Source organism: Acidovorax sp. (assembly GCF_047607405.1).
Taxonomy (GTDB): Bacteria; Pseudomonadota; Gammaproteobacteria; order Burkholderiales; family Burkholderiaceae_C; genus Acidovorax.
Genome location: NZ_JASGDA010000008.1, coordinates 52,789 through 76,207, shown reverse-complemented (window position 1 = coordinate 76,207; position 23,419 = coordinate 52,789). Strand labels below are relative to the sequence as shown.

The following is a 23,419-nucleotide window of genomic DNA, read 5'->3' as shown; positions in this document are numbered from 1 at the left end:
TTGCGCGGCGCTGCCACCCTGCGGGGCTGCGCCCGGCGCGGGGCCCTGCGGCCAGAGCACGGCGGCCATGCCCAGGGCCAGCAGCAGCACGGCGGCGCCCGCCGCCGCCACACGGGCGCGGGGGCTCATCACAGGCCCAGTGCCTTCAGGCGGGCGGCGTGCTGGCGGTACAGCGTGACCGGGTCGGTGGAGAACCAGTCGCGCAGGCCCAGGAGCTGGTTCACCTCGTCCAGATGGTTCTGGCGGTAGTCGCCCAGGTGCTTGCCCAGGCGCGACGAGCAGGCCGAGACCAGGCCGTCGTTGGCCTCGCCGAAGACCAGGCTCAGGGTGGTGAGCAGGCCGTCGCTCAGGTCGAGCACGTTGGTCAGGGGCAGGGTGCCCGTCCACGAGTAGTAGCGCACGCCGTTGACCACCTCGGCGCCGCTGCCGCAGCCGCTGGGCACGGCCTGCGGGAAGCGGCTGTTGAAGTCCGTGGCCCCGGCGGTGGTCAGCGAGTCCAGCGCCGCCGTGGACGACTGGGGCAGGCCGGTGCCGCCCGAGGTGAGGTTGATCAGCCCGACCAGCGCGCTCGCCGCGGCGCTGGCCACGGCCTCGGAGACCGAGCCCTTGGGCGCCACGCCGCGCAGGATGTCGGCCACGCGCGAGCCCTTGTTCACCCCGCCGATGGACGTGACCGAGGCCACGAGCTGCGGCGCCACGCCCGCCACGTAGCGCGTGGTGGGGCCGCCGTGCGAGTGGCCGATCAGGTTGACCTTGCTCGCGCCGCTGATCGCCAGGATGGTTTTCACCTGCGCCAGCAGTTGCTCGCCGCGCACCTCGGTGCTGTTGGCGGCCGACACCTGGGCCACATAGACCGTGGCGCCGCCCTGGCGCAGCGCGTCCGGAATGCCGTAGAAGTAGTCCAGCCCCAGGGCCGAGTCAAAGCCGAACAGGCCATGCACCAGCACGATGGGGTAGCGCGTCTGGGTGTAGCTGCTGGCGTGGGCGCTGGCGCCCAGCAGCAAAAGCGCGGCGGTGGCCGCGAGCGCGAGTCGCCGCCACAGGCGGCTGAGGAATCCGGTCATGGTTTGTCTCCGTTGGGATGTAGGTTTTGTGTCGCAAAAACGAACGACCGTGCGTTTTTGCGAAATCCATTTTTCTGCCAGCGAGCGCCTGTCACTATCGGGACATACCCGGCTTCGCAAAATCTTCGACGAAAACCGGGTTTGATTCGTAAGATCCTGCGCCATGAACGCCGCCAACGCACTCGACAAGCTGGACCGGGCCATCCTGCGCCGCCTGCAAGAGAACGGCCGCGAGACCTACGACGTGATCGGCGAGCAGGTGGGCCTGTCGCCCAGCGCGGTGCTGCGGCGCGTCAAGCGCCTGGAGGACGCCGGCGTGATCGCCCGCTACGTGGCCCTGGTGCCGCCCGAGGCCGTGGGCCTGGGCCTGACGGCCTACCTGAACGTGCGTCTGGAAAAGCACACCGAAAGCCACAAGCGCAACCCCATGGACCTGTTTCGCGCCAGCGTGCAGACCTGGCCCGAGGTGGTGGAGTGCGCGTCGCTCACCGGCGAGATGGACTACCTCTTGCGCGTGGTGGTGGCCGACATGGCGCACTACAGCCGCTTCATCATGGACACGCTGCTCAAACACCCCAGCGTGCAGGACTGCAAGACCAGCTTCGTTCTGGACCGCGTCAAGGCGACCACGGCGGTGCCCGTGTGAGGCTGGGGCGCGGTTTTGCTATTGTATTAATAGCTTCTGGCGCTTATCCATAAAGCGCTTGAGGCCAATTTGATGCATATTCGGGGTGTGCCCCTATTTTGTTGCATTGCAGCAAAAATCGCTGGTGTTTCCTAGGGATAACCCGTATATTTCCCTTCATGTATGCAACGAAAGATTGGTTCAAGGCATCCTGGTACGCAGGCAAGGACATGCTGCGCCCAATGCTGGGGGGGCTGTGGCCCGCTGAACAACCTGACAAGCAGGAGGTGCCCGTGATGGTTCCAATCCGCGCCCTGGGGCCCTCGTACCGCGAGCGCATCACCCAGCATCTGCTCCAGCTCGAAGCGTCCGACCGCTACCTGCGCTTCGGCTACGCGGCCAACGACGAGCAGATCCGCCGCTATGCCGAGAACCTCGACTTCGACCGCGACGAGATCTTCGGCATCTACAACCGCAAGCTCGAACTCATCGCCATGGCGCACCTGGCGTTCTCGGAGCGCCCCGAGCACAAGCACTGCGCCGAGTTCGGCGTGTCCGTGCTCAAGAAGGCCCGGGGCCGGGGCTTCGGCGCGCGGCTGTTCGAGCGCGCCGTGATGCACGCGCGCAACGAGGGTGTGGACATGGTCTTCATCCATGCCCTGTCGCAGAACACCGCCATGCTCAAGATCGCGCGCAACGCGGGCGCCACCGTGCGCCGCGACGGCACCGAGAGCGAGGCGTACCTGCAAATCCCGCCCGCCAGCCTGGACACGCGCATGGCCGAGATCGTGGAGCAGCAGTTCGCCGAGGTGGACTACCGGCTTAAAAAACAGGCCAAGCAGTTCTGGGACTTCCTCGCCAGCATGCAGGAAGTGCGCACCGGCGTGCGCCACGCGGCGGAATAAAAGCCCCGGGGCGCGGTGCGGCGCCCTGTCACGGCAATCCGCTATCCTTGGGGGCCTGATTTCCAACGGTGCTCCACGACAGTGTCCGACCCCCACCCTGCGCGACCGTCCGAACGGGAAGACAAGCGCACCTTCCTGCAGAAAGTGGCCGAGTTCATCCACCCCGGACCGGACTCCACGGAAGAACTCATCGAAACCCTGGCCGAGGCCGAGGACAACGAGGTCATAGGGGCGGAGTCCCGCGTGATGCTCGAGCGCGTGATCCGCATGGCCGACATGACGGCCCGCGACGTGATGGTGGCCGCCCCGCGCATGGACATGGTCAACATCGACGCGCCCTTTGAAGACCTGCTGAACCTCGTCATCAGCACCGCGCACTCGCGCTTTCCGGTGTATCAGGGCGAGCGCGAGAACATCACCGGCATCCTGCTCGCCAAGGACCTGCTCAAGCTGCAGCGCGCCCCTGAACTGAACATCCGCGCCCTGCTGCGCCCGGCCGTTTTCGTGCCCGAGAGCAAGGGCCTGAACGACCTGCTGCGCGAGTTCCGCGGCAACCGCAACCACCTGGCCATCGTCATCGACGAGTTCGGCCGCGTGGCGGGGCTGGTCACCATCGAGGACGTGCTGGAGCAGATCGTGGGCGAGATCGAGGACGAGTTCGACATCCCCGAGGACGACGGCGACATCTTCAGCCTGGCGGACCACACCTACCGCGTGAGCGGCGACACCCCGATCGAGCGCATCTGCGAGGCGTTCGACGTGCGCATAGCGGCCAGCGACCCCGACACGCACTTCGACACCATCGGCGGCCTCATCGCGCACGAGATGGGCCACGTGCCCCGGCGCGGCGAGCACCTGCAGCTCGGCGGCCTGCACTTCGCCGTGCTGCACACCAAGGGCGGCGCCGTGCGCTGGTTCAAGGTGTCGCGGGCCGAAGCCCCGCCCGTGGGCGACGGCGCCTGATGCGGCTGGCGCAAGTGTTGCTGGCCGTGGCGGCGGGCCTGGCCCAGGCCGCGTCGCTGGCCTGGCCCGGCGGCGGCCAGCCGCTGTGGTGGCTGCAACTGCTGTCCCTGGCGCTGCTGGCCTGGCTGCTGCGGCCCGCCGCCCGGCCCACGTGGCGGCGCGGTGCGCTGCTGGGTGGCCTGTTCGCCACGGCGTGGCTGGCGGGTACCTTCTGGTGGCTGTTCATCTCCATGCACGTCTATGGCGGTCTGGCCGCGCCGCTGGCCGCGGCGGCGGTGCTGGGGCTGGCGGCTTTCCTGGCCAGTTATTACGCCGTGGGTTTGGGGCTTTTTTGCCATCTGGCGCCCGCCAGTCAAGCACAGGCAGCTATTCTTTTCGGAGCAATCTGGCTGCTGGCCGAGCTGGCGCGCGGCACGCTGTGGACGGGCTTCCCCTGGGGCGCGGGCGGCTACGCGCACGTGGATGGCCCGCTGTCCGCGCTGGCGCGCCACGTGGGCGTCTATGGCATCGGCGCCGTGGCCGCCGCGCTGGCGATGTGCATCGCCCACCTGCACCGCTGGCGCGCCTGGGCGGGCGTGGTCGCGCTGGGCGCCATCGTCGCCGTGGCCGGCCGCCAGCCGGACGTGTCGCACAGCCTGCCGCCGCTGAGCCTGGAACTGCTGCAGGGCAACATCCCGCAGGACGAGAAATTCCAGCCCGGCAGCGGCGTGCCCGTGGCGCTGAAGTGGTACGCCCAGGCGCTGCGCGACGCCCGGGCCGACCTGGTGGTGGCGCCCGAAACCGCCATCCCGCTGCTGCCCCAGCAGCTCCTGCCCGGCTACCTGGAGGGCCTGCAGCAGCGCTACGCCCACGGCACGCAGGCCGCGCTGCTGGGCATACCGATGGGCGACGACATAGAGGGCTACACCAACTCGGCGCTGGGCATGGCGCCCGGGCAGGCCGCGCCCTACCGCTACGACAAGCACCACCTGGTGCCGTTCGGCGAGTTCATCCCGCCGTTCTTCAAGTGGTTCACGGCCATGATGAACATCCCGCTGGGCGACTTCCACCGGGGCGCCGTGGGCCAGCCCTCGTTCGCCTGGGGCGCGCAGCGCATCGCGCCCAACATCTGCTACGAGGACTTGTTCGGCGAGGAGCTGGGCGCGCGCTTCATCGACCCCGCCATAGCGCCCACGGTGTTCGTGAACCTGAGCAACATCGGCTGGTTCGGTGACAGCATCGCCATCGACCAGCACCTGCACATCAGCCGCATGCGCGCGCTGGAGTTCGAGCGCCCCATGGTGCGCGCCACCAACACCGGGGCCACCGCCGTCATCGACCACCGGGGCGTGGTCACGCACCAGTTGCAGCGCCACACGCGCGGCGTGCTGCGCGCCGAGGTGCGCGGGCGGGCAGGGGGCGTGACGCCCTACGCCTGGTGGGTGTCGCGCTGGGGGCTGTGGCCGCTGTGGATGCTCGGTATCTTGGCGTGCCTGGCCTGCGCCGCAGGGGCAAGGCGCGCCGGGCCCGCAACGCCCGGATAATGCACGGCACATATAAAAAGACACCGTTTGGAGCACGATCGAAGATGGCTGATTCCTTTTCCTACGACCAACTCATCGCCTCGGGCGTGGGCCGCCTGTTCGGGCCCGACAGCGGGCGCCTGCCGCTGCCGCCCATGCTGATGTTCGACCGCATCACGCACATCGACGGCGACGGCGGCGCGCACGGGCTGGGGAAGATCGTGGCCGAGCTGGACGTGAAGCCCGACCTGTGGTTCTTCGCCTGCCACTTCCAGGGCGACCCGGTCATGCCCGGCTGCCTGGGGCTGGACGCCATGTGGCAGCTCATAGGCTTCTACCTCACCTGGCTGAAGCTGCCGGGCCGGGGCCGCGCCTTGGGCGCGGGCGAGGTCAAGTTCACCGGCGAGGTGGGGCCTGACGTGAAGCGCGTCACCTACGAGATCGACATCAAGCGCGTCATCAAGCGCAAGCTGGTCATGGCCATCGGCGACGCCCGCCTGCTGGCCGACGGCAAGGAAATCTACGTGGCCAACGACCTGCGCGTGGGCCTGTTCAAACGCGAGGGCGACGACAAGGACGCAGCATGACCCCCAAGCGCGTAGTCATCACCGGCGCGGGCATTGTCTCGTGCATCGGCAACGACCTGGCCACGGTGGAAGCCGCGCTGCGCGCGGGCACCAGCGGCATCCAGGCCGTCCCGGCATTCATGGAGCTGGGCCTGCGCAGCCAGGTCGGCGGCGCGCCGCAGATCGACCTGGAAGCGCGCATCGACCGCAAGCAGCTGCGCTTCATGGGCGACGCGGCGGCCTACGCGCAGATCGCGCTGGAAGAAGCCATCGCGCAGGCGGGCCTGACGCCTGAACAGGTCAGCCACCCGCGCGCCGGCCTCATCATGGGCTCGGGCGGCGGCTCGCCCGCCAACCAGATCGAGGCGGCCGACACCCTGCGCGCCAAGGGCATCCGCCGCGTGGGGCCGTACCAGGTCACGCGCTGCATGAGCTCCACCGTGTCTGCCTGCCTGGCGACCAACTTCAAGGTGCGGGGCATCAACTACTCCATCACCTCGGCCTGCTCCACGTCCGCGCACTGCATCGGCGCGGCCGCGCAGCAGATCGCCTGGGGCATGCAGGACGTGATGTTCGCGGGCGGCGGCGAGGAGCTGTCGTGGGGCATGGCGCTGCTGTTCGACGGCATGGGCGCCATGTCCAGCAAGTACAACGACACGCCCGCCAAAGCCTCGCGCGCCTACGACGCGAACCGCGACGGCTTCGTCATCGCGGGCGGCGGCGGCGCCGTGGTGCTGGAGAGCCTGGAGCACGCCCAGGCGCGCGGCGCCACCATCCTGGCCGAAGTCGTGGGCTTTGGCGCCACGAGCGACGGCGAGGACATGGTGGCGCCTTCTGGCGACGGCGCCATCGCGTGCATGAAGCAGGCGCTGCAAGGCATCGAGGGCGGCGTGGACTACATCAACACCCACGGCACATCCACCCCCGTGGGCGACATGCAGGAAGTGCGCGCCATGCAGGCGCTGTTCGGCGACAAGGTGCCGCCGTTTTCCAGCACCAAGTCGCTCACCGGCCACTCGCTGGGCGCAACCGGCGTGCAGGAGGCCATCTACTGCCTCATCATGCTGAACAAGGGCTTCATCGCCGGTTCGGCCAACGTCGAGACGCCCGACCCGCTGCTGGGCAGCATGCCGCTGGTCACGCAGACGCGCGACGCGCAGTTGAATACCGTGCTGTCCAACAGCTTCGGCTTTGGCGGCACCAACGCCAGCTTGGTGCTGCGGCGCTTCTCGTAACTATCAAAAAAGGAGCTGCTCGTGCTTGCTGGATAAGCGCTGGCGGCCTTTTTTGTTCATAAAACTGGGGGCAGGGCGGCGCTCGTAAAATGGCAGGTTCGCCACGCGCGCCTCACCTGATCATGCTGACCTTCCAACAAATCATTCTCAAGCTGCAAGCCTACTGGGACGCCCAGGGCTGCGCGCTGCTCCAGCCCTATGACATGGAAGTGGGCGCGGGCACCAGCCACACGGCCACCTTCCTGCGCGCCATCGGCCCCGAGCCCTGGAAGGCCGCCTACGTGCAGCCCAGCCGCCGCCCCAAGGATGGCCGCTACGGCGAGAACCCCAACCGCCTGCAGCACTACTACCAATATCAAGTGGTGTTGAAGCCCGCGCCTGCCAACATCCTGGAGCTGTACCTGGGTAGCCTGGAGGCGCTGGGGTTCGACCTGAAGAAGAACGACATCCGCTTTGTGGAAGACGACTGGGAGAACCCCACGCTCGGCGCCTGGGGCCTGGGCTGGGAGGTGTGGCTCAACGGCATGGAAGTGACGCAGTTCACCTACTTCCAGCAGGTCGGCGGCATCGACTGCAAGCCCGCCACGGGCGAGATCACCTACGGCCTGGAGCGGCTGGCGATGTACCTGCAGGGCGTGGACAACGTCTATAACCTGCAATGGACCGAGGGCCTCACCTATGGCGACGTGTACAAGCAGAACGAGGTGGAGCAAAGCACCTACAACTTCGAGCACAGCGACGCTCAGTTCCTGTTCACCGCCTTCAATGCGCACGAGAAGCAGGCCAAGCATTTGATGGAGCAGCAGCTCGCGCTGCCTGCCTACGAGCAGGTGCTGAAAGCCGCGCACAGCTTCAACCTGCTGGACGCGCGCGGCGCCATCAGCGTGACCGAACGCGCCGCCTACATCGGCCGCATCCGCAACCTGGCGCGTGCGGTGGCGCAGAGCTACTACGACAGCCGCGAGCGCCTGGGCTTCCCCATGGCGCCGCGCGCGTGGGTGGAACAACTGGCCAAGAAGGCCGCCTGAGCGAAGAAGAACAACAATGACAGCAGCAACCCAGAATCTCCTCGTCGAACTCTTCGTCGAAGAACTGCCTCCGAAGGCCCTGCAAAAGCTCGGCGACGCCTTCGCCACCGTGCTGGCCGATCAGCTGAAGGCCCAGGGCCTGGCCTCGGACGCCTGCGTGGTCACGCCCTTTGCCTCGCCGCGCCGCCTGGCGGCGCACGTCACTGCCGTGGCCGACAAGGCCGCCGACAAGGCCGTGCAGCAAAAGCTGATGCCCGTGACCGTGGGCCTGGACGCCAGCGGCAACGCCACGCCCGCGCTGCTGAAAAAGCTGCAGGCCCTGGGCGCCGACGCATCCGCCGTGCCCGCGCTCAAGCGCGCGCAGGACGGCAAGGCCGAAGCCCTGTTCTACGACAGCGTGGTGCCTGGTGCCACGCTGGCCGTGGGCCTGCAGAAAGCGCTGGACGAAGCCATCGCCAAGCTGCCCATCCCCAAGGTCATGAGCTACCAGTTGGAGACCGACTGCGAACTGCCCGGCTGGACCAGCGTGAATTTCGTGCGCCCCGCGCACGGCCTCGTCGCGCTGCACGGCAGCACCGTGGTACCCGTGAAGGCGCTGGGCCTGACGGCAGGCAACACCACCCAGGGCCACCGCTTCGAGGCCGCCGTGTCGCCCGTGGTGCTGGCCAATGCCGACAGCTACGCCGACACCTTGCGCAAGGACGGCGCGGTGATCGCCAGCTTTGCCGAGCGCCGCGCCGAGATCGCGCGCCAGCTCGCCGCCGCTGCCGCCAAGGTAGGCAACGGCGCGCGCCCCATCGACGACGACGCGCTGCTCGACGAAGTGACCGCCCTGGTCGAACGCCCCAACGTGCTCGTCTGCCAGTTCGAGGAGCAGTTCCTCGACGTGCCGCAGGAATGCCTCATCCTCACGATGAAGGCCAACCAGAAGTACTTTCCGCTGCTCGACGCCGCGGGCAAGCTGACCCACCAATTTTTGGTGGTCAGCAACATCCGCCCCGACGACGCGAGCTTCGTCACCGGCGGCAACGAGCGCGTGGTGCGCCCGCGCCTGGCGGATGCCAAATTCTTCTTCGACCAGGACCGCAAGAAGACCCTGGCCTCGCGGGTTGAAAGCCTCGCCAAGGTCGTCTATCACAACAAGCTGGGCACGCAGGGCGAGCGCGTGGCGCGCGTGCGGGCGATTGCCAAATCCATCGCGCAGCAATTGGGCGACGCCGCGCTGGTGCAGCAGGCCGACCAGGCCGCGCTGCTCGCCAAGACCGACCTCGTGACCGACATGGTGGGCGAGTTCCCCGAGCTGCAAGGCACCATGGGCCGCTACTACGCGCTCAACGACGGCCTGGGCGACACCATCGCCGACGCCATCGAGGACCACTACAAGCCCCGCTTCGCAGGCGACCAGCTGCCGCGCAACACCGTGGGCGTGGTCGTGGCGCTGGCCGACAAGCTCGAAACCCTGGTGGGCATGTTCGGCATCGGCAACCTGCCCACGGGCGACCGCGACCCGTTCGCGCTGCGCCGCCACGCGCTGGGCGTGATCCGCATGCTGGTCGAGAAGGACTTGCCGCTCGACCTGAACGCGCTGCTCGCGCTGGCCGGGCCCGCCTTCGGCGACAAGATCCAGGACGCCACCGCACAGCTGGCCGACTTCATCTACGACCGCCTCGCGGGCAGCCTGCGCGAACAGGGCTACAGCGCGCAAGAGGTGGACGCCGTGCTGGCCCTGCGCCCGCAGCGCCTGGCCCTGGTCGAGAAGCAGCTCGCGGCGGTGCGCGCCTTCGCCGCCTTGCCCGAAAGCCCGGCCCTGGCGGCGGCCAACAAGCGTGTGGGCAACATCCTCAAGAAGGCCGAGGTCGAAGGCCCGGTGGACCCGCACGTCAACCCCGACCTGCTGCAAGAAAAGGCCGAGCAGGACCTGTACGCCGCCCTGCAGCGCTTCGTGCCCGAGGCCAACGCGCAGTTCGACGCGGGCGACTACACCGCCAGCCTGCAGACCCTGGCCGTGCTGCGCGTGCCGGTGGACTCCTTCTTCGACGACGTGATGGTCAACGCCGAGCAGATGGACCTGCGCCTGAACCGCCAGGGCCTGCTCAAGAGCCTGCACGACGCCATGAACCGCGTGGCGGATTTGTCCCGCCTCGCCTGACGCCATGAAGCTCGCCATCCTCGACCGCGACGGCACCCTCAACCCGCAGGGCGAGGACTACATCACCACGGCCGACGAATGGAGCGCCGCGCCCGGCGCGCTCGAAGCCATCGCGCGGCTCAACCACGCGGGCTGGCACGTGGTGGTCGCCACCAACCAGCCGGGCCTGGGGCGCGGCCTGTTCGACGTGATGGCGCTCAACGCCATCCACGCCAAGATGCTCCGGCAGGTGGCGGCCGTGGGCGGGCGCATCGACGCGGTGTTCTACTGCCCCCACGCCGCCGACGAGGACTGCGCCTGCCGCAAGCCAGCAGCGGGTTTGCTCGAACAAATCTGCGACCGCTACGGCGTGGAGCGGCACGAGGTGCAGGTGGTGGGCAGCTGCGCCGCACACCTGCAGGCCGGCGCCGCACTCGGCGCGCAGCTGCACCTGGTGTGTACGGGCGCGTCGGCCCACCTGGCGCCCGGCGCGCCGCTGCCCGGCGAGTTCCCGCCCGGCACGCGGGCGCATGCGAGCCTGGACGATTTTGCAGGTCATTTGCTACTTAATTAATAGCTGTTGGTGCTTATCCAATAAGGGCTAGAGGCCAAAAACACCTAAAATCACCGCCATGGCACTCATCCGCTCCGTCATCCACCTGCTCTGGATGGGCATCACCGTCGTGCCCTACGCGATCGCCATCCTGCTCGGCACGCTGCTGGGCGTGCGCGGCCTGCCGCTGTACCGCATCGCCGTCGCCTGGCTGTCGCTGTGCATCAGCGGGGCGCGGGTGCTGCTGGGCATCCGCGTGCAGATCAGCGGCATGGAGAACCTGCCGCAAGAGGCCCACCAGGGCGCCGTGCTGCTGGTCAAGCACCAATCGACATTCGAGACGTTTTTGATGCCCACGATCATGCCGCACCCCCTGGCCTACGTGTTCAAGAAGGAGCTGCTCTACGTGCCCTTCTTCGGCTGGGCCATCGGGCGGCTGGACATGATCCACATCGACCGCAGCCAGCGCACGCAGGCGTTCAACAAGGTCGTGCAGCAGGGCAAGGCGCTGCTGGACAAGGGCGTGTGGGTCATCATGTTCCCCGAGGGCACGCGCATCCCGCGCGGCCAGAAGGGCCAGTACAAGACCGGCGGCACGCGCCTGGCCGTGGACACCGGCGCGCCGGTGATCCCCATCGCCGTCACCTCGGCCAAGGTCTGGCCGCGCAAGGCGTTCATCAAGCGGCCCGGCGTGGTGGACGTGTCCATCGGCAAGCCCATTGCCAGCGAAGGCCGCCAGCCCGACGAGCTGATGCGCGAGGTGGAGGCGTGGATCGAGTCCGAGATGCGCCGCCTCGATCCTGACGCCTACCGTTGACGGCGGAGACCTCTTCCATGCGCGGCCTGGTGCAACTCGCCTTCGATTTCTTCGATGCGCTGGAATCCAAGCCAAAACAGGCTCCAGCGCCCATCAATCAAGCACCAGTAGCTCCTGAAATAGGAGCAATCGACCCCGTCCCGCTGCCCACGCTGCTCGCCCCCACCGCCTTCCGCCACCCGCGCGCGCGGCGCGAGGTGCTGCTGGGCGATGCCGTCGTCGCCTACGCCTTCGAGCGGGCGCGGCGGCGCAGCATCGGCTTCTCGGTAGGCCCCGAAGGGCTGTCGGTGCGCGCGCCGCACTGGGCCACGCTCTCTGCCGTGGACGCAGCGCTGCGCGAAAAATCCGGCTGGATCCTGCGCAAGCTGCAAGAATCGCGCGAGCGCCAGGCGCGCACCGAGCAGGGCCGCATCACCTGGGCCGACGGCGCGGCGCTGCCCTACCTGGGCGGCACGCTCAGGCTGGCGCTGGACCCGGCGCACCGCTTTGCAGGCAAGGGCGCGGCGCGCGAGGGCGGCCAGCTCGCCATCGCCCTGCCGCACAACGCCGCCCCCGCGCAGATCCGCGACGCCGTGCAGGCGTGGCTCATGCGCGATGCGCGGCGGCACTTTACCGAGCGGCTGGACCACTTCGCGCCGTTGCTGGGCGTGCGCTGGACCAGCCTGCGCCTGTCCAACGCCAACACCCGCTGGGGCAGCGCCAAGGCCGACGGCTCCATCCGCCTGAACTGGCGGCTGCTGCACTACCGCCCGGCCATCATCGACTACGTGGTGGCCCACGAATTGGCCCACCTGCGCGTGATGGACCACAGCCCCCGTTTTTGGGACACGGTGGCCACTGTGGTGCCCGACTACGCGCAACTGCGCGACCACCTGCACGACGAACCAGCGCCGCTCTGGGATTGAAAAAGAGGAATCTGACGATGACTACACAGCCGCAACCCGAAGGCTACGCGGGCGACCTGCCGCCGCAGCAGGCATGGCAATGGGTACAGGAGGGCCGCGCCCTGCTGGTGGACGTGCGCACCGACGCCGAGCGCGCCTGGGTGGGCCAGGTGCCCGGCGCGGCGGCTGTGGCCTGGAAGCAGTGGCCCGGCATGGCGATGAACCCGGAGTTCGACGCGCAACTGCGCGCCGCCGCGCCCGAGGGCGCCACGCTGGTGCTGCTGTGCCGCAGCGGCGTGCGCTCCGTTGCCGCGGCCCGGCGCGCGACGGAGCTGGGCTATGCGGCCTACAACATCCTCGAAGGCTTCGAGGGCGATGCCGACGACCAGGGCCAGCGCGGCAAGCGCGGCGGCTGGCGCTTCCATGGCCTGCCGTGGACGCAGGGCTGATGCTCCCAAAAAAATAGCTGCCAGCGCTTGCTGTGCAAGCGGTGGCAGCCTAATTTCCTGGAGTATGGATTCGTTCTTGTTCTCTCGCGCCTGGCTTACTTGGCCAGCGGCGGGATGCGCAGCTTCTGGCCGGGGTAGATCTTGTCGGGGTGCGTCAGCATGGGCTTGTTGGCCTCGAAGATCACGGGGTACTTGTTGGCGTCACCGTAGAACTTCTTGGCGATGGCGCTGAGCGTGTCGCCGCGCACCACGTCGTGGTACTGGGCCTCGGGCTCGGGGTTGGTCACGGCCATCTGGTTTTCGACGCTGGTCACGCTGGCCACGTTGCCGCAGCACAGGGTCACCTTCTCCTTGACGGCCTGGGTGGGGGCCGTGCCCTTGACCGTGACCTTGCCCTCGGGGCCTTCGAAGGCCACCTGCACGTCGGAGACGCCCAGGTTCTGCGCGGCGATGTAGGTCTCGATGGCCTTGCCCGCCTTGGCGTTGAGGTCGGCCTGCGTGGCCGCAGCGGCGGCTGCGGCGTTGGCATCACTGCCGCCGAACAGTTTTTCGCCGGCTTCCTTGATGAAGCTGAAAAGTCCCATGGTTAACTCCTCGTGTTGCGGGTGAATGGAAAGACGTTGCACTGTAGCGGCAAAGCAGCGCGGGGTGCGTGCCGGGCGGGGATTCAAAACACTTTTTCACAATCCTGGTGCGGGCGCAAAACTCGGGATAATCCGCCGCATGACTTTTCTGGCCATCGATGTCGGCAACACGCGCCTGAAGTGGGCGATGTACGACGCCTGCCGCCCCGGGGCCGCCTTGCTGGCGCACGGCGCCGAGTTCCTGGATCACATCGACAAGCTCGCCGAGGGCGCCTGGGCCGCGCTGCCGCAGCCCGCGCGCATGCTGGGCTGCGTGGTGGCGGGCGACGCCATCAAGCGCCGAGTGCAGGAGCAGATGGAGCTGTGGGACGTGGCGCCCGCATGGGTGGTGTCCTCGCCGCAAGAGGCGGGCCTGGTCAACGGCTACGACCATCCCTCGCGCCTGGGCTCCGACCGCTGGGTGGCCATGATCGGCGCGCGCCACCGCGTGCTGCGCCAGGGCCCCGCGCGGCCACTGGTGGTGGTGATGGTGGGCACGGCGGTCACGGTGGAATGCATTGACGCCGAGGGGCGCTTTCTGGGCGGGCTGATCCTGCCGGGCCACGGCATCATGCTGCGCGCGCTGGAGTCGGGCACCGCCGGCCTGCACGTGCCCACGGGCGAGGTGCGCACGTTCCCCACCAACACCAGCGACGCGCTGACCAGCGGCGGCACCTACGCCATCGCGGGCGCGGTCGAGCGCATGGTGCAGCACGTCATTGCGCACTGCGGCGAGGAGCCTGCCTGCCTGATGACCGGCGGCGCTGGCTGGAAGATGGCGCCCAGCATGACGCGGCCCTTCGAGCTGGTGGACAACCTGATCTTCGACGGCCTGCTGGAAATCGCTTCACGCCGGTTCAGTGGCGCATAGCCTATGACACCGGCGCGGCCCAGGCGAGGGCCGCGACGAAGTCGCTCAGGGGGTGTCGCTTTCTTTCAGTCTTCTAGCTCTGCCTTGGCCATTTCCACATCCAGCCGCTCCATCGCGTCGGCGGGCGTGCTGGCGGCGGCCTTTTCGTACAGCGCCGTGGCTTCGTTCATCTTCCTGTCGCCTTCGAGCATGACCAGCGCATTGGCGTATTCGATCATGGCGATGGGTGAGCCGGGGTTGAGCTTGAGGGCTTCCTGGAACAACTTGAGGCCGGTGTCCTTCTTGGCCCCATAGGTCATGCCGCCGATCAGCGAGCCCACCTTGTCGATTACCTCGGCATGGAAGGCGCCCAGGGCGATGCGCGCATCCGCGTGCCGGGGCGACAGGGCGATGGCTTTTTCCAGCGACTCCTTCACCTTGCCGCCCAGCCCCTGCGCCAGCGCCTTGGCCACGCTGATGCCCTGGCTGTAGCGGCCCAGCGCGTAGGCGTGCCAGTACCAGGCGTTGGGGTTGCCGGGCTCGGCGGCGGCCTGGGCCTCGGCGCGCTCGGCCACCTGGGTGAACAGGTCCAGGCGCGTTTTCTCCTTGGGTTCCAGGTAGTTGGCGTAGATGGCGGTGGCCTTGTTGGCGACGGTGATGCCCGCGCCGCCTGCAGCCAGCCCGGCGGCGGCGGCCTTTTCGAAGTCGCCGCTGTGGAACAGCGCCCAGGCGTTGAGCACGGCGGCGTCCTGGGGGCAGGGCTCGGCATCGCCGCCATGCAGGCGCGCCCATTGCTTCTTGACGCTTGCCGCATCGAACCTGTAGTCGCCAGCGTGGGGGAAGGGGGTCCATTTGGCCATGGTGTGTGTCTCCGTGAATGTTCTTGTGGGCGGTGCGCAGGGGCGGGGTCAGCTGCGGGCGGCGGCATAGGCGCCCGCCAGTTCCAGCAGGTGGGCGCGCTGGCCGCTTTCGAGATAGGGCATGAGCAGGTTGAGCACATGGTGCGCGCCGCGCAGCAGGGCGGCCTGGGCGCTCTCGGGCTCCAGTGCGTGGCGCGGGTCGCGCACGTACTCGAAGCTGAGCCAGTAGGTCAGCACCACCACCATGCTGGTGGCGGTGGCTTCCAGCTCCCGGCTGTCGATGCGCAGGGCATCCGCACGGCCCATGCCGTCGAGCATGGCGCGCACGGCGCGGGTCTTGTTCTTCAGGATGGCCTGGAAGTGCGTCTCCAGCCGCCGGTTCTTGGACAGCAGGTCGTTGAGGTCGCGGTACAGAAAACGGTACTGCCAGATCAGCTCGAACAGCGTGTGCATGAAGAACCACGCGTCCTCGACGTTGCGCACGCCGTCGCTGGCGGCCAGCAGCTCGGTGAGCGACCGTTCGTAGCGGTCGAACAGCGCGTTGATCAGCTCGTCTTTGGCGGGGTAGTGGTAGTAGAGGTTGCCGGGGCTGATGCGCAGCTCGGCAGAGATGAGGGTGGTGGAGACGTTGGGCTCGCCGAACCGGTTGAACAGGTCCAGCGTCACCTCCAGAATGCGTTCTGCGGTGCGGCGCGGCGCTTTCTTCACCATGTCTGCAGGCCCTCTTCGCTTCGTTTGCGCGTCGTTGTTTCCGTGTCTCTGCGGCTACTCTAACCCAGCCCGGATTGTTGCACTGCGGCATTCACCCAAAGAAAAACGGCCGATGCAGGCATCGGCCGTCGAGGCAGTGGCTGCTCGGTATCAGTTGGCGGACGATGCGCCGGTGTCGGCGGCTGCGGCACGGGCGGCGGGCTTCCTGGGGGCGGCCTTCTTGGCGGCGGGCTTGGCGGCAACGGCAGCCTTCTTGGCCGGGGCCTTCTTCGCAGGCGCCTTGGCTGCTGCCTTGGCGGGGGCGGCCTTGGCGCCCTTGGCCAGAGCGTCCACGCGGGCGCTCAGGGCTGCCAGGTCACGGGCCGAGGGCACGCCCAGCTTGGCCAGGGCCTTGGCAACGCGGTCTTCAAAGATGTTTTCCAGCTTGTCCCACTGGCCTTGGGCCTTGGAGCCGATGTCGCTGGCCATGTTGGTCACGCGGCTGGTGGCTTCGGAGATCTTTTCCTCGGCGACGGCCTGGGTCTTGCGCTGGATGGACAGGCCCTCTTTGACCAGGGCCTCGAACACCTTGCTGCCTTCGGCCTGTGCCTTGGAGAAAGCGCCCAGGCCGGCCAGCCAGATCTGCTGGGCGGAGTCCTTGACGGTGCTGGACAGTTGGGTGTTGCCCTTCTTCTTGCTGGCGCTGAGTTTCTGCAGTTTCTTGACCATGTGGCCTCCGTGTCGGTGAGTTGGTTGAGTGATGGATTCAGTGGGGGACTGTACGCCGCGCCGCGCCCCACGTGTAGGCGCGCGCTCCTAAAAACGTAGAGCGCGCCACCTAGCCGCCGCCGAGGCCCCGCCGCTAGCATCGGCGCGGGTTTGTGCTGAAGCAGTCGGCACGGGCCCTGCGCAAGAATCAAACCATTAAAGAGGAGTTTTCCATGCAGTATTTCGTGACGGGGGCAACGGGATTCATCGGCAAGCGGCTGGTCAAGAAGCTGCTGGAGCGCAAGGGCGCGGTGGTGCATTTCCTGATCCGCAAGGAGAGCGCCGACAAGGTGGCCGACCTGCGCGCCTACTGGGGCGTGACCGCCGCGCGCGCCGTGCCCGTGCATGGCGACCTCACCGCCAGGAAGCTGGGCGTGTCCGCCGAGGACGTGAAGAAGCTCAAGGGCCAGATCGACCACTTCTACCACCTGGCCGCCGTCTATGACCTGGGGGCGGACGAAGAGACGCAGGTGGCCGTGAACATTGAGGGCACGCGCAACACGGTGGACCTGGCGAAGGCCGTCGACGCCGGGCACTTCCACCACGTCTCGTCCATCGCCGCGGCGGGCCTGTACGAAGGCGTGTTCCGTGAAGACATGTTCGACGAGGCCGAGGGCCTGGACCACCCGTACTTCCAGACCAAGCACGAGAGCGAGAAGATCGTGCGCCAGGACTGCAGGGTGCCCTGGACGGTCTATCGCCCCGCCATGGTCGTGGGTGACAGCGCCACGGGCGAGATGGACAAGATCGACGGCCCGTACTACTTCTTCAAGCTCATCCAGCGCATGCGCCAGCTGCTGCCGCCGTGGATGCCCACGGTGGGCCTGGAAGGCGGGCGCGTGAACATCGTGCCCGTGGACTTCGTGGTCAACGCGCTCAACGTCATCAGCCACCAGAAGGACATCGCCAAGAAGTGCTATCACCTGGTGGACCCGGTGGGCTACCGCGTGGGCGACGTGCTCGACATCTTCTCGCGCGCCGCGCACGCGCCGCGCATGAACCTGTTCGTCAACGCCGCGCTGCTGGGCTTCGTCCCCAAGAGCGTGAAGAAAAGCCTGATGGCCCTGGCCCCCGTGCGCCGCGTGCGCAACGCCGTCATGAAGGACCTGGGCCTGCCCGAGGACATGCTCACCTTCGTCAACTACCCCACGCGCTTCGACTGCCGCGAGACGCTGGCGGCGCTCAAGGGCTCGGGCGTGGAATGCCCCAACCTCAAGGACTACGCCTGGCGCCTGTGGGACTACTGGGAGCGCCACCTCGACCCCGAGCTGTTCATCGACCGCACCCTCAAGGGCACGGTGGCGGGCAAGGTGGTGCTCATCACCGGTGGCTCGTCGGGCATTGGCCTCGCGGCGGCGCACAAGTTTGCCGAGGCAGGTGCCACCACCATCATCTGCGGCCGCGACCAGGAGAAATTGGACGAAGCCTGCGCCGAAGCCAAGGCCCGGGGCTACGAGTTCATCGCCTACCCGGCAGACATTGCCGACATGACCGACTGCGACCGCTTCGTCAAGCTGCTCATCGACCGCCACGGCGGCGTGGACTTCCTCATCAACAACGCGGGCCGCTCCATCCGCCGCGCCATCGAGTCGAGCTACGACCGCTTCCACGACTACGAGCGCACCATGCAGCTCAACTACTTCGGCTGCCTGCGCGTCACCATGGGTCTGCTGCCCGGCATGGTCGAAAAGCGCCGGGGCCACGTGGTCAACATCAGCTCCATCGGCGTGCTGACCAACGCGCCGCGCTTCTCGGCCTACGTGGCCAGCAAGGCCGCGCTGGACGCCTGGACGCGCTGCGCATCCAGCGAGTTCGCGGATCAGGGCATCACCTTCACCACGATCAACATGCCCCTGGTGCGCACGCCCATGATCGCGCCCACCAAGATCTACAACAACGTGCCCACGCTCAGCCCCGAAGAGGCGGCGGACATGATCGCCCAGGCGTGCATCTTCAAGCCCGTGCGCATCGCCACGCGTTTGGGGATCACCGGCCAGCTGCTGCACGCGCTGGTGCCGCGCTTGGCGCAGATCGCCATGAACACGAGTTTTCGCATGTTCCCCGACTCCACGGCAGCCAAGGGCGACAAGAACGCCAAGCCCCAGCTCTCCGCCGAGGCCGTGGCGCTGCAGCAGATGATGCGGGGCATCCACTTCTGAGGTGGCGGGGCGAAGGGGATAATCCGGCCTTCCTTCGGACACGCCCATCCCCCCATGATCCTCGTCACCGGCGGCGCCGGTTTCATCGGTGCCAACTTCGTGCTGGACTGGCTCGCCACCTCGGATGAGCCGGTCCTGAACCTCGACAAGCTCACCTACGCGGGCAACCTGCACAACCTGGACAGCCTGCAGGGCGACCCGCGCCACGTCTTCGTGCAGGCCGACATCGGCGACAGTGCCACGCTCGCGCGCCTGCTGGCCGAACACCAGCCCCGCGCCATCGTCAACTTCGCGGCCGAGTCGCACGTGGACCGCTCGATCCACGGCCCCGAAGACTTCATCCAGACCAACGTGGTCGGCACTTTCAGGCTTTTGGAGGCCGTAAGGCAATACTGGAGCGGGCTGCCAGCTATCAAAAAAGAAGCATTCCGCTTTCTCCACGTCTCCACGGACGAGGTGTACGGCACCCTGCACGCTGACGCGCCCGCCTTCACCGAGGTACACCCCTACGAGCCCAACAGCCCCTACAGCGCCAGCAAGGCCGCCAGCGACCACATGGTGCGCGCCTGGCACCACACCTACGGCCTGCCGGTGCTCACCACCCACTGCAGCAACAACTACGGGCCCTACCACTTCCCGGAAAAACTCATCCCGCTGATGATCGTCAACGCCCTCGCGGGCAAGCCCCTGCCCGTGTATGGCGACGGCCTGCAGGTGCGCGACTGGCTGTACGTCAAGGACCATTGCAGCGCCATCCGCCGCGTGCTGGAGGCCGGGCAAACCGGCCAGACCTACAACATCGGCGGCTGGAACGAAAAGCCCAACATCGACATCGTGCATACCATCTGCGCGCTGCTCGACGAATTGCGCCCCCGCGCCGACGGCCAGAGCTACCGGGCGCAGATCACCCACGTGAAGGACCGCCCCGGCCACGACCGCCGCTACGCCATCGACGCCCGCAAGATCGAGCGCGAGCTGGGCTGGAAGCCTGCCGAGACCTTCGACACCGGCATCCGCAAGACCGTGCAGTGGTACCTGGCGAACGCCGACTGGGTCGCCAGCGTGCAGACCGGCGCCTACCGCGACTGGGTTTCCAAACAATACGAAACCGCATGAACATCCTGCTCTTTGGCAAGAACGGCCAGGTGGGCTGGGAGCTGCAGCGCAGCCTGTCGGTGCTGGGCACCGTCACCGCGCTGGACTTCGACAGCACCGACCACTGCGGCGACTTCGCCAACCCCGCAGGCGTGGCCGACACCGTGCGCGCCCTGCGTCCCGACGTGATCGTGAATGCGGCGGCCCACACCGCCGTGGACAAGGCCGAGAGCGAGCCCGAATTCGCCCACACCCTCAACGCTGCGGCGCCCGCCGCGCTGGCCGACGAGGCTGCCCGCCTGGGTGCATGGCTCGTCCACTACAGCACCGACTATGTGTTCGACGGCAGCGGCACCCGCCCCTGGACGGAAGACGACACGCCCGCGCCCCTGTCCGTCTATGGCCGCACCAAACTCGCGGGCGAGCAGGCCATCCAGCAGTCCGGCTGCCAGCACCTCATCCTGCGCACGAGCTGGGTGTATGGCGCACGCGGCGGCAACTTCGCCAAGACCATGCTGCGCCTGGCGCAAGAGCGCGAGCGCCTCACCGTCATCGACGACCAATGGGGGGCGCCCACCGGTGCCGACCTGCTGGCCGACGTGACCGCCCACGCCATACGCCACCTGCGCCAGCACCCGCAGCACGCGGGCCTGTACCACTGCGCGGCGGCGGGCGAAACCAACTGGCATTTTTATGCAAATCACGTTCTAGCGCTTGCTGCACAAGCGCAAGCAGCTATCAAAATTAAAGCAACCGAGGTGGCGCCCATCCCCACCAGCGCCTACCCCACGCCCGCCGCGCGCCCGCACAACTCGCGCCTGAACACGCGCAAGCTGCAGGCCACCTTTGGCCTGACCCTGCCCCCGTGGCAGGCGGGCGTGGCGCGCATGCTGGCGGAAATTCTTTGAAAAACAGCACCATGGAACGCAAAGGCATCATCCTCGCGGGCGGCTCCGGCACCCGCCTGCACCCGGCCACCCTCGCCATCAGCAAGCAACTGCTGCCGGTCTATGACAAGCCCATGATCTACTACCCCCTCAGCACCCTGATGCTGGCGGGCATCCGCGAGATCCTCATCATCAGCACCCCGCAGGACACGCCCCGCTTCCAGCAACTGCTGGGCGACGGCAGCCAGTGGGGCATCCGCCTGGAATACGCCGTGCAGCCCAGCCCCGACGGGCTGGCGCAGGCGTTCCTGATCGGTGAGGCATTTCTGGCAGGCAGCCCCAGCGCCCTGGTGCTGGGCGACAACATCTTCTACGGTCACGACATCCACCTGCTGCTGGCCCACGCCATGCACCGCACCGAGGGCGCCAGCGTCTTCGCCTACCACGTACACGACCCCGAGCGCTACGGCGTGGCCGCGTTCGACGGCGCGGGCAAGGTGCTGTCGCTGGAAGAAAAGCCTGCCAAGCCCCAGAGCAACTACGCCGTCACCGGGCTGTACTTCTATGACAGCCAGGTGGTGGACATGGCCAGGCGCCTTACTCCGTCGCCGCGGGGCGAGCTGGAGATCACCGACCTGAACCGGCTGTACCTCGACCAGGGCCAGCTCCACGTCGAGATCATGGGCCGGGGCTATGCCTGGCTGGACACCGGCACCCACCAGAGCCTGATGGAGGCGGGTCAGTTCATCGCCACGCTGGAGCACCGCCAGGGCCTCAAGATCGCCTGCCCCGAAGAGATCGCCTGGCGCCAGCGCTGGATCGACGGCGCACAGCTCGAAGCCCTGGCCCGGCCTCTCACGAAGAGCGGCTACGGCCAGTACCTGATGCGGCTGCTCACCGAAAAAATCTATTGATAACGCCGCCCCATGCAAGTCACGCCCCAGGCCATCCCCGACGTTCTGCTGATCGAACCCAAGGTGTTCGGCGACGCGCGCGGCTTTTTCTTCGAGAGCTTCAACCAGCGCGCCTTCAACGAGGCCACGGGCACCAACCATCAGTTCGTTCAGGACAACCACAGCCGCAGTGGCAAGGGCGTGCTGCGCGGCCTGCACTACCAAGTCCGCCAGCCGCAGGGCAAACTGGTGCGCGTGGTCAGCGGGGCCGTGTTCGACGTGGCGGTGGACATCCGCAAAAGCTCGCCCACGTTCGGCCGCTGGGTGGGGGTGGAACTCAGTGCCGACAACCACCGGCAGCTCTGGGTGCCGCCCGGCTTCGCGCATGGGTTCGTGGTGCTCAGCGAGACGGCGGAGTTTCTGTACAAGACCACCGACTACTACGCGCCCGAGCATGAGCGGTGCATCGCCTGGAACGATGCCGCCTTGGCCATCGACTGGCATCTGGGTGGCGAGCCGCGCCTGTCGGCCAAGGATGCGCAAGGCGTGGCGCTGGCACAGGCGGAAGTCTTTGCCTGACGGGTTTGGCGCCCCCGCGCTGGAAGCTGTTTTTGTCGTCCCCCGCTGGGCGACCCGACTGATGCCATTGGTCTGCACGAGCTGGTGTGCCGCTGCTGCGCCTGGAATCCGGTGCGACCGGAATACTCCTGAATGTTTGCAATTTGAAACCTGCGTGCCGCGTAACATCGGCAATCCCATGATCTTGTTGTCCTTTGTCAGTTTCCTCTGCACGCTGGCCGTTTCCGCCGCCGTCATCCGTTGGCTGGGCAAACGCAGTGTCGAATACGGTGAAGGCATGCCCCAGCGCTTCCATGTGGGCGAAGTGCCCCGACTGGGCGGCCTGGCCCTGTTGATCGGCGTAGTGGCCAGTTGGCTGCTGGGCGTGTGGCGGACGCAGGCGGGTGACCCGGGCTTGCTGCGCCTGGGCTCCTGGGTGCTGCTGTGGATCGCAGTGCTGCTGCCCGCAGCACTGGGCGGCATCGCGGAAGACATGACGCAGCGGCTGTCGGTGCGCTACCGTTTGCTGCTCACCCTGCTGTCGGGCGGCCTGGCAGTGTGGTTGCTAAACCTGCGCCTGCCGCGCCTGGAACTGCCCTGGCTGGACGTGCTGCTGCACCAGGCGCCCTGGCTGGGGGTGGGCATCGTCCTGCTGGCCATCGCGGGCCTGCCGCATGCCTTCAACATCATCGACGGTTACAACGGCCTGGCGGGCATGGTGGCCCTGATCGTGTGCCTGGCCCTGGCCCACGTGTGCCTGCAGGTGGGCGACCGGGCATTGGGCGCGCTGCTGGTGTGTACAGCGGCAGCGACAGGCGGGTTTCTGGTGTGGAACTACCCGCGCGGCATGCTCTTCGCCGGGGATGGCGGGGCCTACATTTGGGGCCTGGTGATTGCGGTGGCCAGCCTTTCGCTGGTGCAGCGCAACCCCGACGTGTCGCCCTGGTTCCCCATGCTGCTGCTGATCTACCCAGTCTGGGAGACAGTGTTTTCCATCTACCGCAAGACCGTGCGCGGTGTGTCGCCCGGCGTGGCGGACGCGCTGCACTTTCACCAACTGATCTACCGCCGCATCGTGCGCGGCGTGTTCCACGACGACGAATCGCGCCGCGTACTGATGCGCAACAACCGCACCTCGCCCTACCTCTGGGGCTTCACCCTGCTGACCGTCGTGCCTGCCGTGCTGTTTTGGAACAACACGCCGCTGCTGATGGCGTTCTGCGGGTTGTTCGTGATCAGCTACGTCATGGCGTATTTCGCCATCGTGCGCTTCAAGGTTCCGCGCTGGCTGAGGCATTGAACCGGATACGGCACAAT

General features: G+C 67.5%; 24 protein-coding genes. 19 read left to right on the top strand and 5 right to left on the bottom strand.

What is annotated here, in order from left to right; all coding sequences use genetic code 11:
* Positions 1-128 precede the first annotated feature (128 nt).
* Positions 129-1,064: an esterase/lipase family protein gene (locus QM569_RS01680; RefSeq protein WP_414985488.1), complete on the bottom strand. Its 936-nt coding sequence runs from the start codon at positions 1,062-1,064 to the stop codon at positions 129-131.
* 163 nt (positions 1,065-1,227) lie between these two features.
* Here QM569_RS01680 and QM569_RS01675 point away from each other — a divergent pair, with 163 nt between their 5' ends.
* The 12 genes from QM569_RS01675 (at position 1,228) to QM569_RS01620 (ending at position 12,719) form a co-directional block, all read left to right on the top strand.
* Positions 1,228-1,710: an Lrp/AsnC family transcriptional regulator gene (locus QM569_RS01675; protein ID WP_414985487.1), complete on the top strand. Its 483-nt coding sequence runs from the start codon at positions 1,228-1,230 to the stop codon at positions 1,708-1,710.
* 158 nt (positions 1,711-1,868) lie between these two features.
* Positions 1,869-2,594, top strand: coding sequence for a GNAT family N-acetyltransferase (locus QM569_RS01670; RefSeq protein ID WP_414985486.1), 726 nt, complete (start codon positions 1,869-1,871; stop codon positions 2,592-2,594).
* 81 nt (positions 2,595-2,675) lie between these two features.
* Positions 2,676-3,557 (top strand): HlyC/CorC family transporter, encoded by an 882-nt coding sequence (locus tag QM569_RS01665; protein WP_414985485.1) that lies wholly within the window; start codon positions 2,676-2,678, stop codon positions 3,555-3,557.
* Entirely contained in the window at positions 3,557-5,080 is a 1,524-nt protein-coding gene (lnt, locus tag QM569_RS01660; RefSeq protein ID WP_414985484.1) for an apolipoprotein N-acyltransferase, read from the top strand. The genes QM569_RS01665 and lnt overlap by 1 nt, the downstream gene beginning before the upstream one ends.
* Positions 5,081-5,124: 44 nt before the next feature.
* Positions 5,125-5,646: a 3-hydroxyacyl-[acyl-carrier-protein] dehydratase FabA gene (gene fabA / locus QM569_RS01655; RefSeq protein ID WP_414985483.1), complete on the top strand. Its 522-nt coding sequence runs from the start codon at positions 5,125-5,127 to the stop codon at positions 5,644-5,646.
* Positions 5,643-6,860, top strand: coding sequence for a beta-ketoacyl-ACP synthase I (gene fabB, locus QM569_RS01650; RefSeq protein ID WP_414985482.1), 1,218 nt, complete (start codon positions 5,643-5,645; stop codon positions 6,858-6,860). Before fabA ends, fabB begins: the two co-directional genes overlap by 4 nt.
* A gap of 122 nt (positions 6,861-6,982) precedes the next feature.
* A complete protein-coding gene (gene glyQ / locus QM569_RS01645) occupies positions 6,983-7,888 on the top strand; it encodes a glycine--tRNA ligase subunit alpha (RefSeq protein WP_414985481.1) in 906 nt (301 codons plus the stop codon).
* A 16-nt stretch (positions 7,889-7,904) separates the two neighbouring features.
* Positions 7,905-10,037 (top strand): glycine--tRNA ligase subunit beta, encoded by a 2,133-nt coding sequence (gene glyS, locus QM569_RS01640; RefSeq protein ID WP_414985480.1) that lies wholly within the window; start codon positions 7,905-7,907, stop codon positions 10,035-10,037.
* Positions 10,038-10,041: 4 nt separating this feature from the next.
* Positions 10,042-10,590: a D-glycero-beta-D-manno-heptose 1,7-bisphosphate 7-phosphatase gene (gene gmhB, locus QM569_RS01635; protein WP_414985479.1), complete on the top strand. Its 549-nt coding sequence runs from the start codon at positions 10,042-10,044 to the stop codon at positions 10,588-10,590.
* Between the two features lie 58 nt (positions 10,591-10,648).
* Entirely contained in the window at positions 10,649-11,386 is a 738-nt protein-coding gene (locus QM569_RS01630) for a lysophospholipid acyltransferase family protein (protein WP_414985478.1), read from the top strand.
* Between the two features lie 17 nt (positions 11,387-11,403).
* A complete protein-coding gene (locus tag QM569_RS01625) occupies positions 11,404-12,291 on the top strand; it encodes a M48 family metallopeptidase (RefSeq protein WP_414985477.1) in 888 nt (295 codons plus the stop codon).
* Between the two features lie 17 nt (positions 12,292-12,308).
* Positions 12,309-12,719, top strand: coding sequence for a rhodanese-like domain-containing protein (locus QM569_RS01620; protein WP_414985476.1), 411 nt, complete (start codon positions 12,309-12,311; stop codon positions 12,717-12,719).
* A gap of 95 nt (positions 12,720-12,814) precedes the next feature.
* Here QM569_RS01620 and lysM read toward each other — a convergent pair whose 3' ends face one another.
* The gene (lysM, locus tag QM569_RS01615) at positions 12,815-13,303 is read right to left on the bottom strand and encodes a peptidoglycan-binding protein LysM (RefSeq protein ID WP_414985475.1); all 489 of its coding nucleotides are present in this window, start codon (positions 13,301-13,303) and stop codon (positions 12,815-12,817) included.
* A 139-nt stretch (positions 13,304-13,442) separates the two neighbouring features.
* On the opposite strand from lysM, the gene QM569_RS01610 reads away from it, so the two are divergent.
* Positions 13,443-14,213, top strand: a complete 771-nt coding sequence (locus tag QM569_RS01610) for a type III pantothenate kinase (protein WP_414985474.1) — start codon at positions 13,443-13,445, stop codon at positions 14,211-14,213.
* 65 nt (positions 14,214-14,278) lie between these two features.
* On the opposite strand, the gene QM569_RS01605 is transcribed toward QM569_RS01610, so the two are convergent.
* The 3 genes from QM569_RS01605 to QM569_RS01595 all read right to left on the bottom strand — a co-directional run bounded on the left by QM569_RS01605 (position 14,279) and on the right by QM569_RS01595 (position 16,471).
* Positions 14,279-15,052, bottom strand: coding sequence for a tetratricopeptide repeat protein (locus QM569_RS01605; RefSeq protein ID WP_414985473.1), 774 nt, complete (start codon positions 15,050-15,052; stop codon positions 14,279-14,281).
* 48 nt (positions 15,053-15,100) lie between these two features.
* Positions 15,101-15,763, bottom strand: coding sequence for a TetR/AcrR family transcriptional regulator (locus QM569_RS01600; RefSeq protein ID WP_414985472.1), 663 nt, complete (start codon positions 15,761-15,763; stop codon positions 15,101-15,103).
* A 150-nt stretch (positions 15,764-15,913) separates the two neighbouring features.
* Positions 15,914-16,471 carry a phasin family protein gene (locus QM569_RS01595; RefSeq protein WP_414985471.1) on the bottom strand — a complete coding sequence of 186 codons (558 nt, stop codon included), beginning with the start codon at positions 16,469-16,471 and terminating at the stop codon, positions 15,914-15,916.
* Between the two features lie 212 nt (positions 16,472-16,683).
* Here QM569_RS01595 and QM569_RS01590 point away from each other — a divergent pair, with 212 nt between their 5' ends.
* From QM569_RS01590 to QM569_RS01565, 6 genes are all read left to right on the top strand, one after another.
* On the top strand, positions 16,684-18,669 hold the full coding sequence (locus QM569_RS01590) for an SDR family oxidoreductase (RefSeq protein ID WP_414985470.1): 1,986 nt from the start codon (positions 16,684-16,686) through the stop codon (positions 18,667-18,669).
* Positions 18,670-18,723: 54 nt separating this feature from the next.
* Complete coding sequence (gene rfbB, locus QM569_RS01585; protein WP_414985469.1) at positions 18,724-19,785, top strand: dTDP-glucose 4,6-dehydratase; 1,062 nt, start codon at positions 18,724-18,726, stop codon at positions 19,783-19,785.
* Positions 19,782-20,672, top strand: a complete 891-nt coding sequence (gene rfbD / locus QM569_RS01580) for a dTDP-4-dehydrorhamnose reductase (protein ID WP_414985468.1) — start codon at positions 19,782-19,784, stop codon at positions 20,670-20,672. The genes rfbB and rfbD overlap by 4 nt, the downstream gene beginning before the upstream one ends.
* Before the next feature lie 11 nt (positions 20,673-20,683).
* The gene (gene rfbA / locus QM569_RS01575; protein ID WP_414985467.1) at positions 20,684-21,565 is read left to right on the top strand and encodes a glucose-1-phosphate thymidylyltransferase RfbA; all 882 of its coding nucleotides are present in this window, start codon (positions 20,684-20,686) and stop codon (positions 21,563-21,565) included.
* A 12-nt stretch (positions 21,566-21,577) separates the two neighbouring features.
* Positions 21,578-22,123 carry a dTDP-4-dehydrorhamnose 3,5-epimerase gene (gene rfbC, locus QM569_RS01570; RefSeq protein WP_414985466.1) on the top strand — a complete coding sequence of 182 codons (546 nt, stop codon included), beginning with the start codon at positions 21,578-21,580 and terminating at the stop codon, positions 22,121-22,123.
* Between the two features lie 178 nt (positions 22,124-22,301).
* The gene (locus tag QM569_RS01565) at positions 22,302-23,402 is read left to right on the top strand and encodes a glycosyltransferase family 4 protein (protein WP_414985465.1); all 1,101 of its coding nucleotides are present in this window, start codon (positions 22,302-22,304) and stop codon (positions 23,400-23,402) included.
* The last annotated feature ends 17 nt before the right edge of the window (positions 23,403-23,419 follow it).

Bases quoted from the DNA above. Each gene is read 5' to 3' on its own strand.
- lnt (WP_414985484.1), top strand. From the start codon at position 3,557: ATGCGGCTGGCGCAAGTGTTGCTGGCCGTGGCGGCGGGCCTGGCCCAG.
- glyQ (WP_414985481.1), top strand. From the start codon at position 6,983: ATGCTGACCTTCCAACAAATCATTCTCAAGCTGCAAGCCTACTGGGAC.
- rfbB (WP_414985469.1), top strand. From the start codon at position 18,724: ATGATCCTCGTCACCGGCGGCGCCGGTTTCATCGGTGCCAACTTCGTG.
- QM569_RS01625 (WP_414985477.1), top strand. From the start codon at position 11,404: ATGCGCGGCCTGGTGCAACTCGCCTTCGATTTCTTCGATGCGCTGGAA.
- QM569_RS01565 (WP_414985465.1), top strand. From the start codon at position 22,302: ATGATCTTGTTGTCCTTTGTCAGTTTCCTCTGCACGCTGGCCGTTTCC.
- QM569_RS01605 (WP_414985473.1), bottom strand. From the start codon at position 15,052: ATGGCCAAATGGACCCCCTTCCCCCACGCTGGCGACTACAGGTTCGAT.
- QM569_RS01600 (WP_414985472.1), bottom strand. From the start codon at position 15,763: ATGGTGAAGAAAGCGCCGCGCCGCACCGCAGAACGCATTCTGGAGGTG.
- fabA (WP_414985483.1), top strand. From the start codon at position 5,125: ATGGCTGATTCCTTTTCCTACGACCAACTCATCGCCTCGGGCGTGGGC.
- QM569_RS01610 (WP_414985474.1), top strand. From the start codon at position 13,443: ATGACTTTTCTGGCCATCGATGTCGGCAACACGCGCCTGAAGTGGGCG.
- rfbA (WP_414985467.1), top strand. From the start codon at position 20,684: ATGGAACGCAAAGGCATCATCCTCGCGGGCGGCTCCGGCACCCGCCTG.
- QM569_RS01595 (WP_414985471.1), bottom strand. From the start codon at position 16,471: ATGGTCAAGAAACTGCAGAAACTCAGCGCCAGCAAGAAGAAGGGCAAC.
- lysM (WP_414985475.1), bottom strand. From the start codon at position 13,303: ATGGGACTTTTCAGCTTCATCAAGGAAGCCGGCGAAAAACTGTTCGGC.
- QM569_RS01590 (WP_414985470.1), top strand. From the start codon at position 16,684: ATGCAGTATTTCGTGACGGGGGCAACGGGATTCATCGGCAAGCGGCTG.
- rfbD (WP_414985468.1), top strand. From the start codon at position 19,782: ATGAACATCCTGCTCTTTGGCAAGAACGGCCAGGTGGGCTGGGAGCTG.
- QM569_RS01620 (WP_414985476.1), top strand. From the start codon at position 12,309: ATGACTACACAGCCGCAACCCGAAGGCTACGCGGGCGACCTGCCGCCG.
- QM569_RS01630 (WP_414985478.1), top strand. From the start codon at position 10,649: ATGGCACTCATCCGCTCCGTCATCCACCTGCTCTGGATGGGCATCACC.
- QM569_RS01680 (WP_414985488.1), bottom strand. From the start codon at position 1,064: ATGACCGGATTCCTCAGCCGCCTGTGGCGGCGACTCGCGCTCGCGGCC.
- fabB (WP_414985482.1), top strand. From the start codon at position 5,643: ATGACCCCCAAGCGCGTAGTCATCACCGGCGCGGGCATTGTCTCGTGC.
- gmhB (WP_414985479.1), top strand. From the start codon at position 10,042: ATGAAGCTCGCCATCCTCGACCGCGACGGCACCCTCAACCCGCAGGGC.
- rfbC (WP_414985466.1), top strand. From the start codon at position 21,578: ATGCAAGTCACGCCCCAGGCCATCCCCGACGTTCTGCTGATCGAACCC.
- QM569_RS01675 (WP_414985487.1), top strand. From the start codon at position 1,228: ATGAACGCCGCCAACGCACTCGACAAGCTGGACCGGGCCATCCTGCGC.
- QM569_RS01670 (WP_414985486.1), top strand. From the start codon at position 1,869: ATGTATGCAACGAAAGATTGGTTCAAGGCATCCTGGTACGCAGGCAAG.
- glyS (WP_414985480.1), top strand. From the start codon at position 7,905: ATGACAGCAGCAACCCAGAATCTCCTCGTCGAACTCTTCGTCGAAGAA.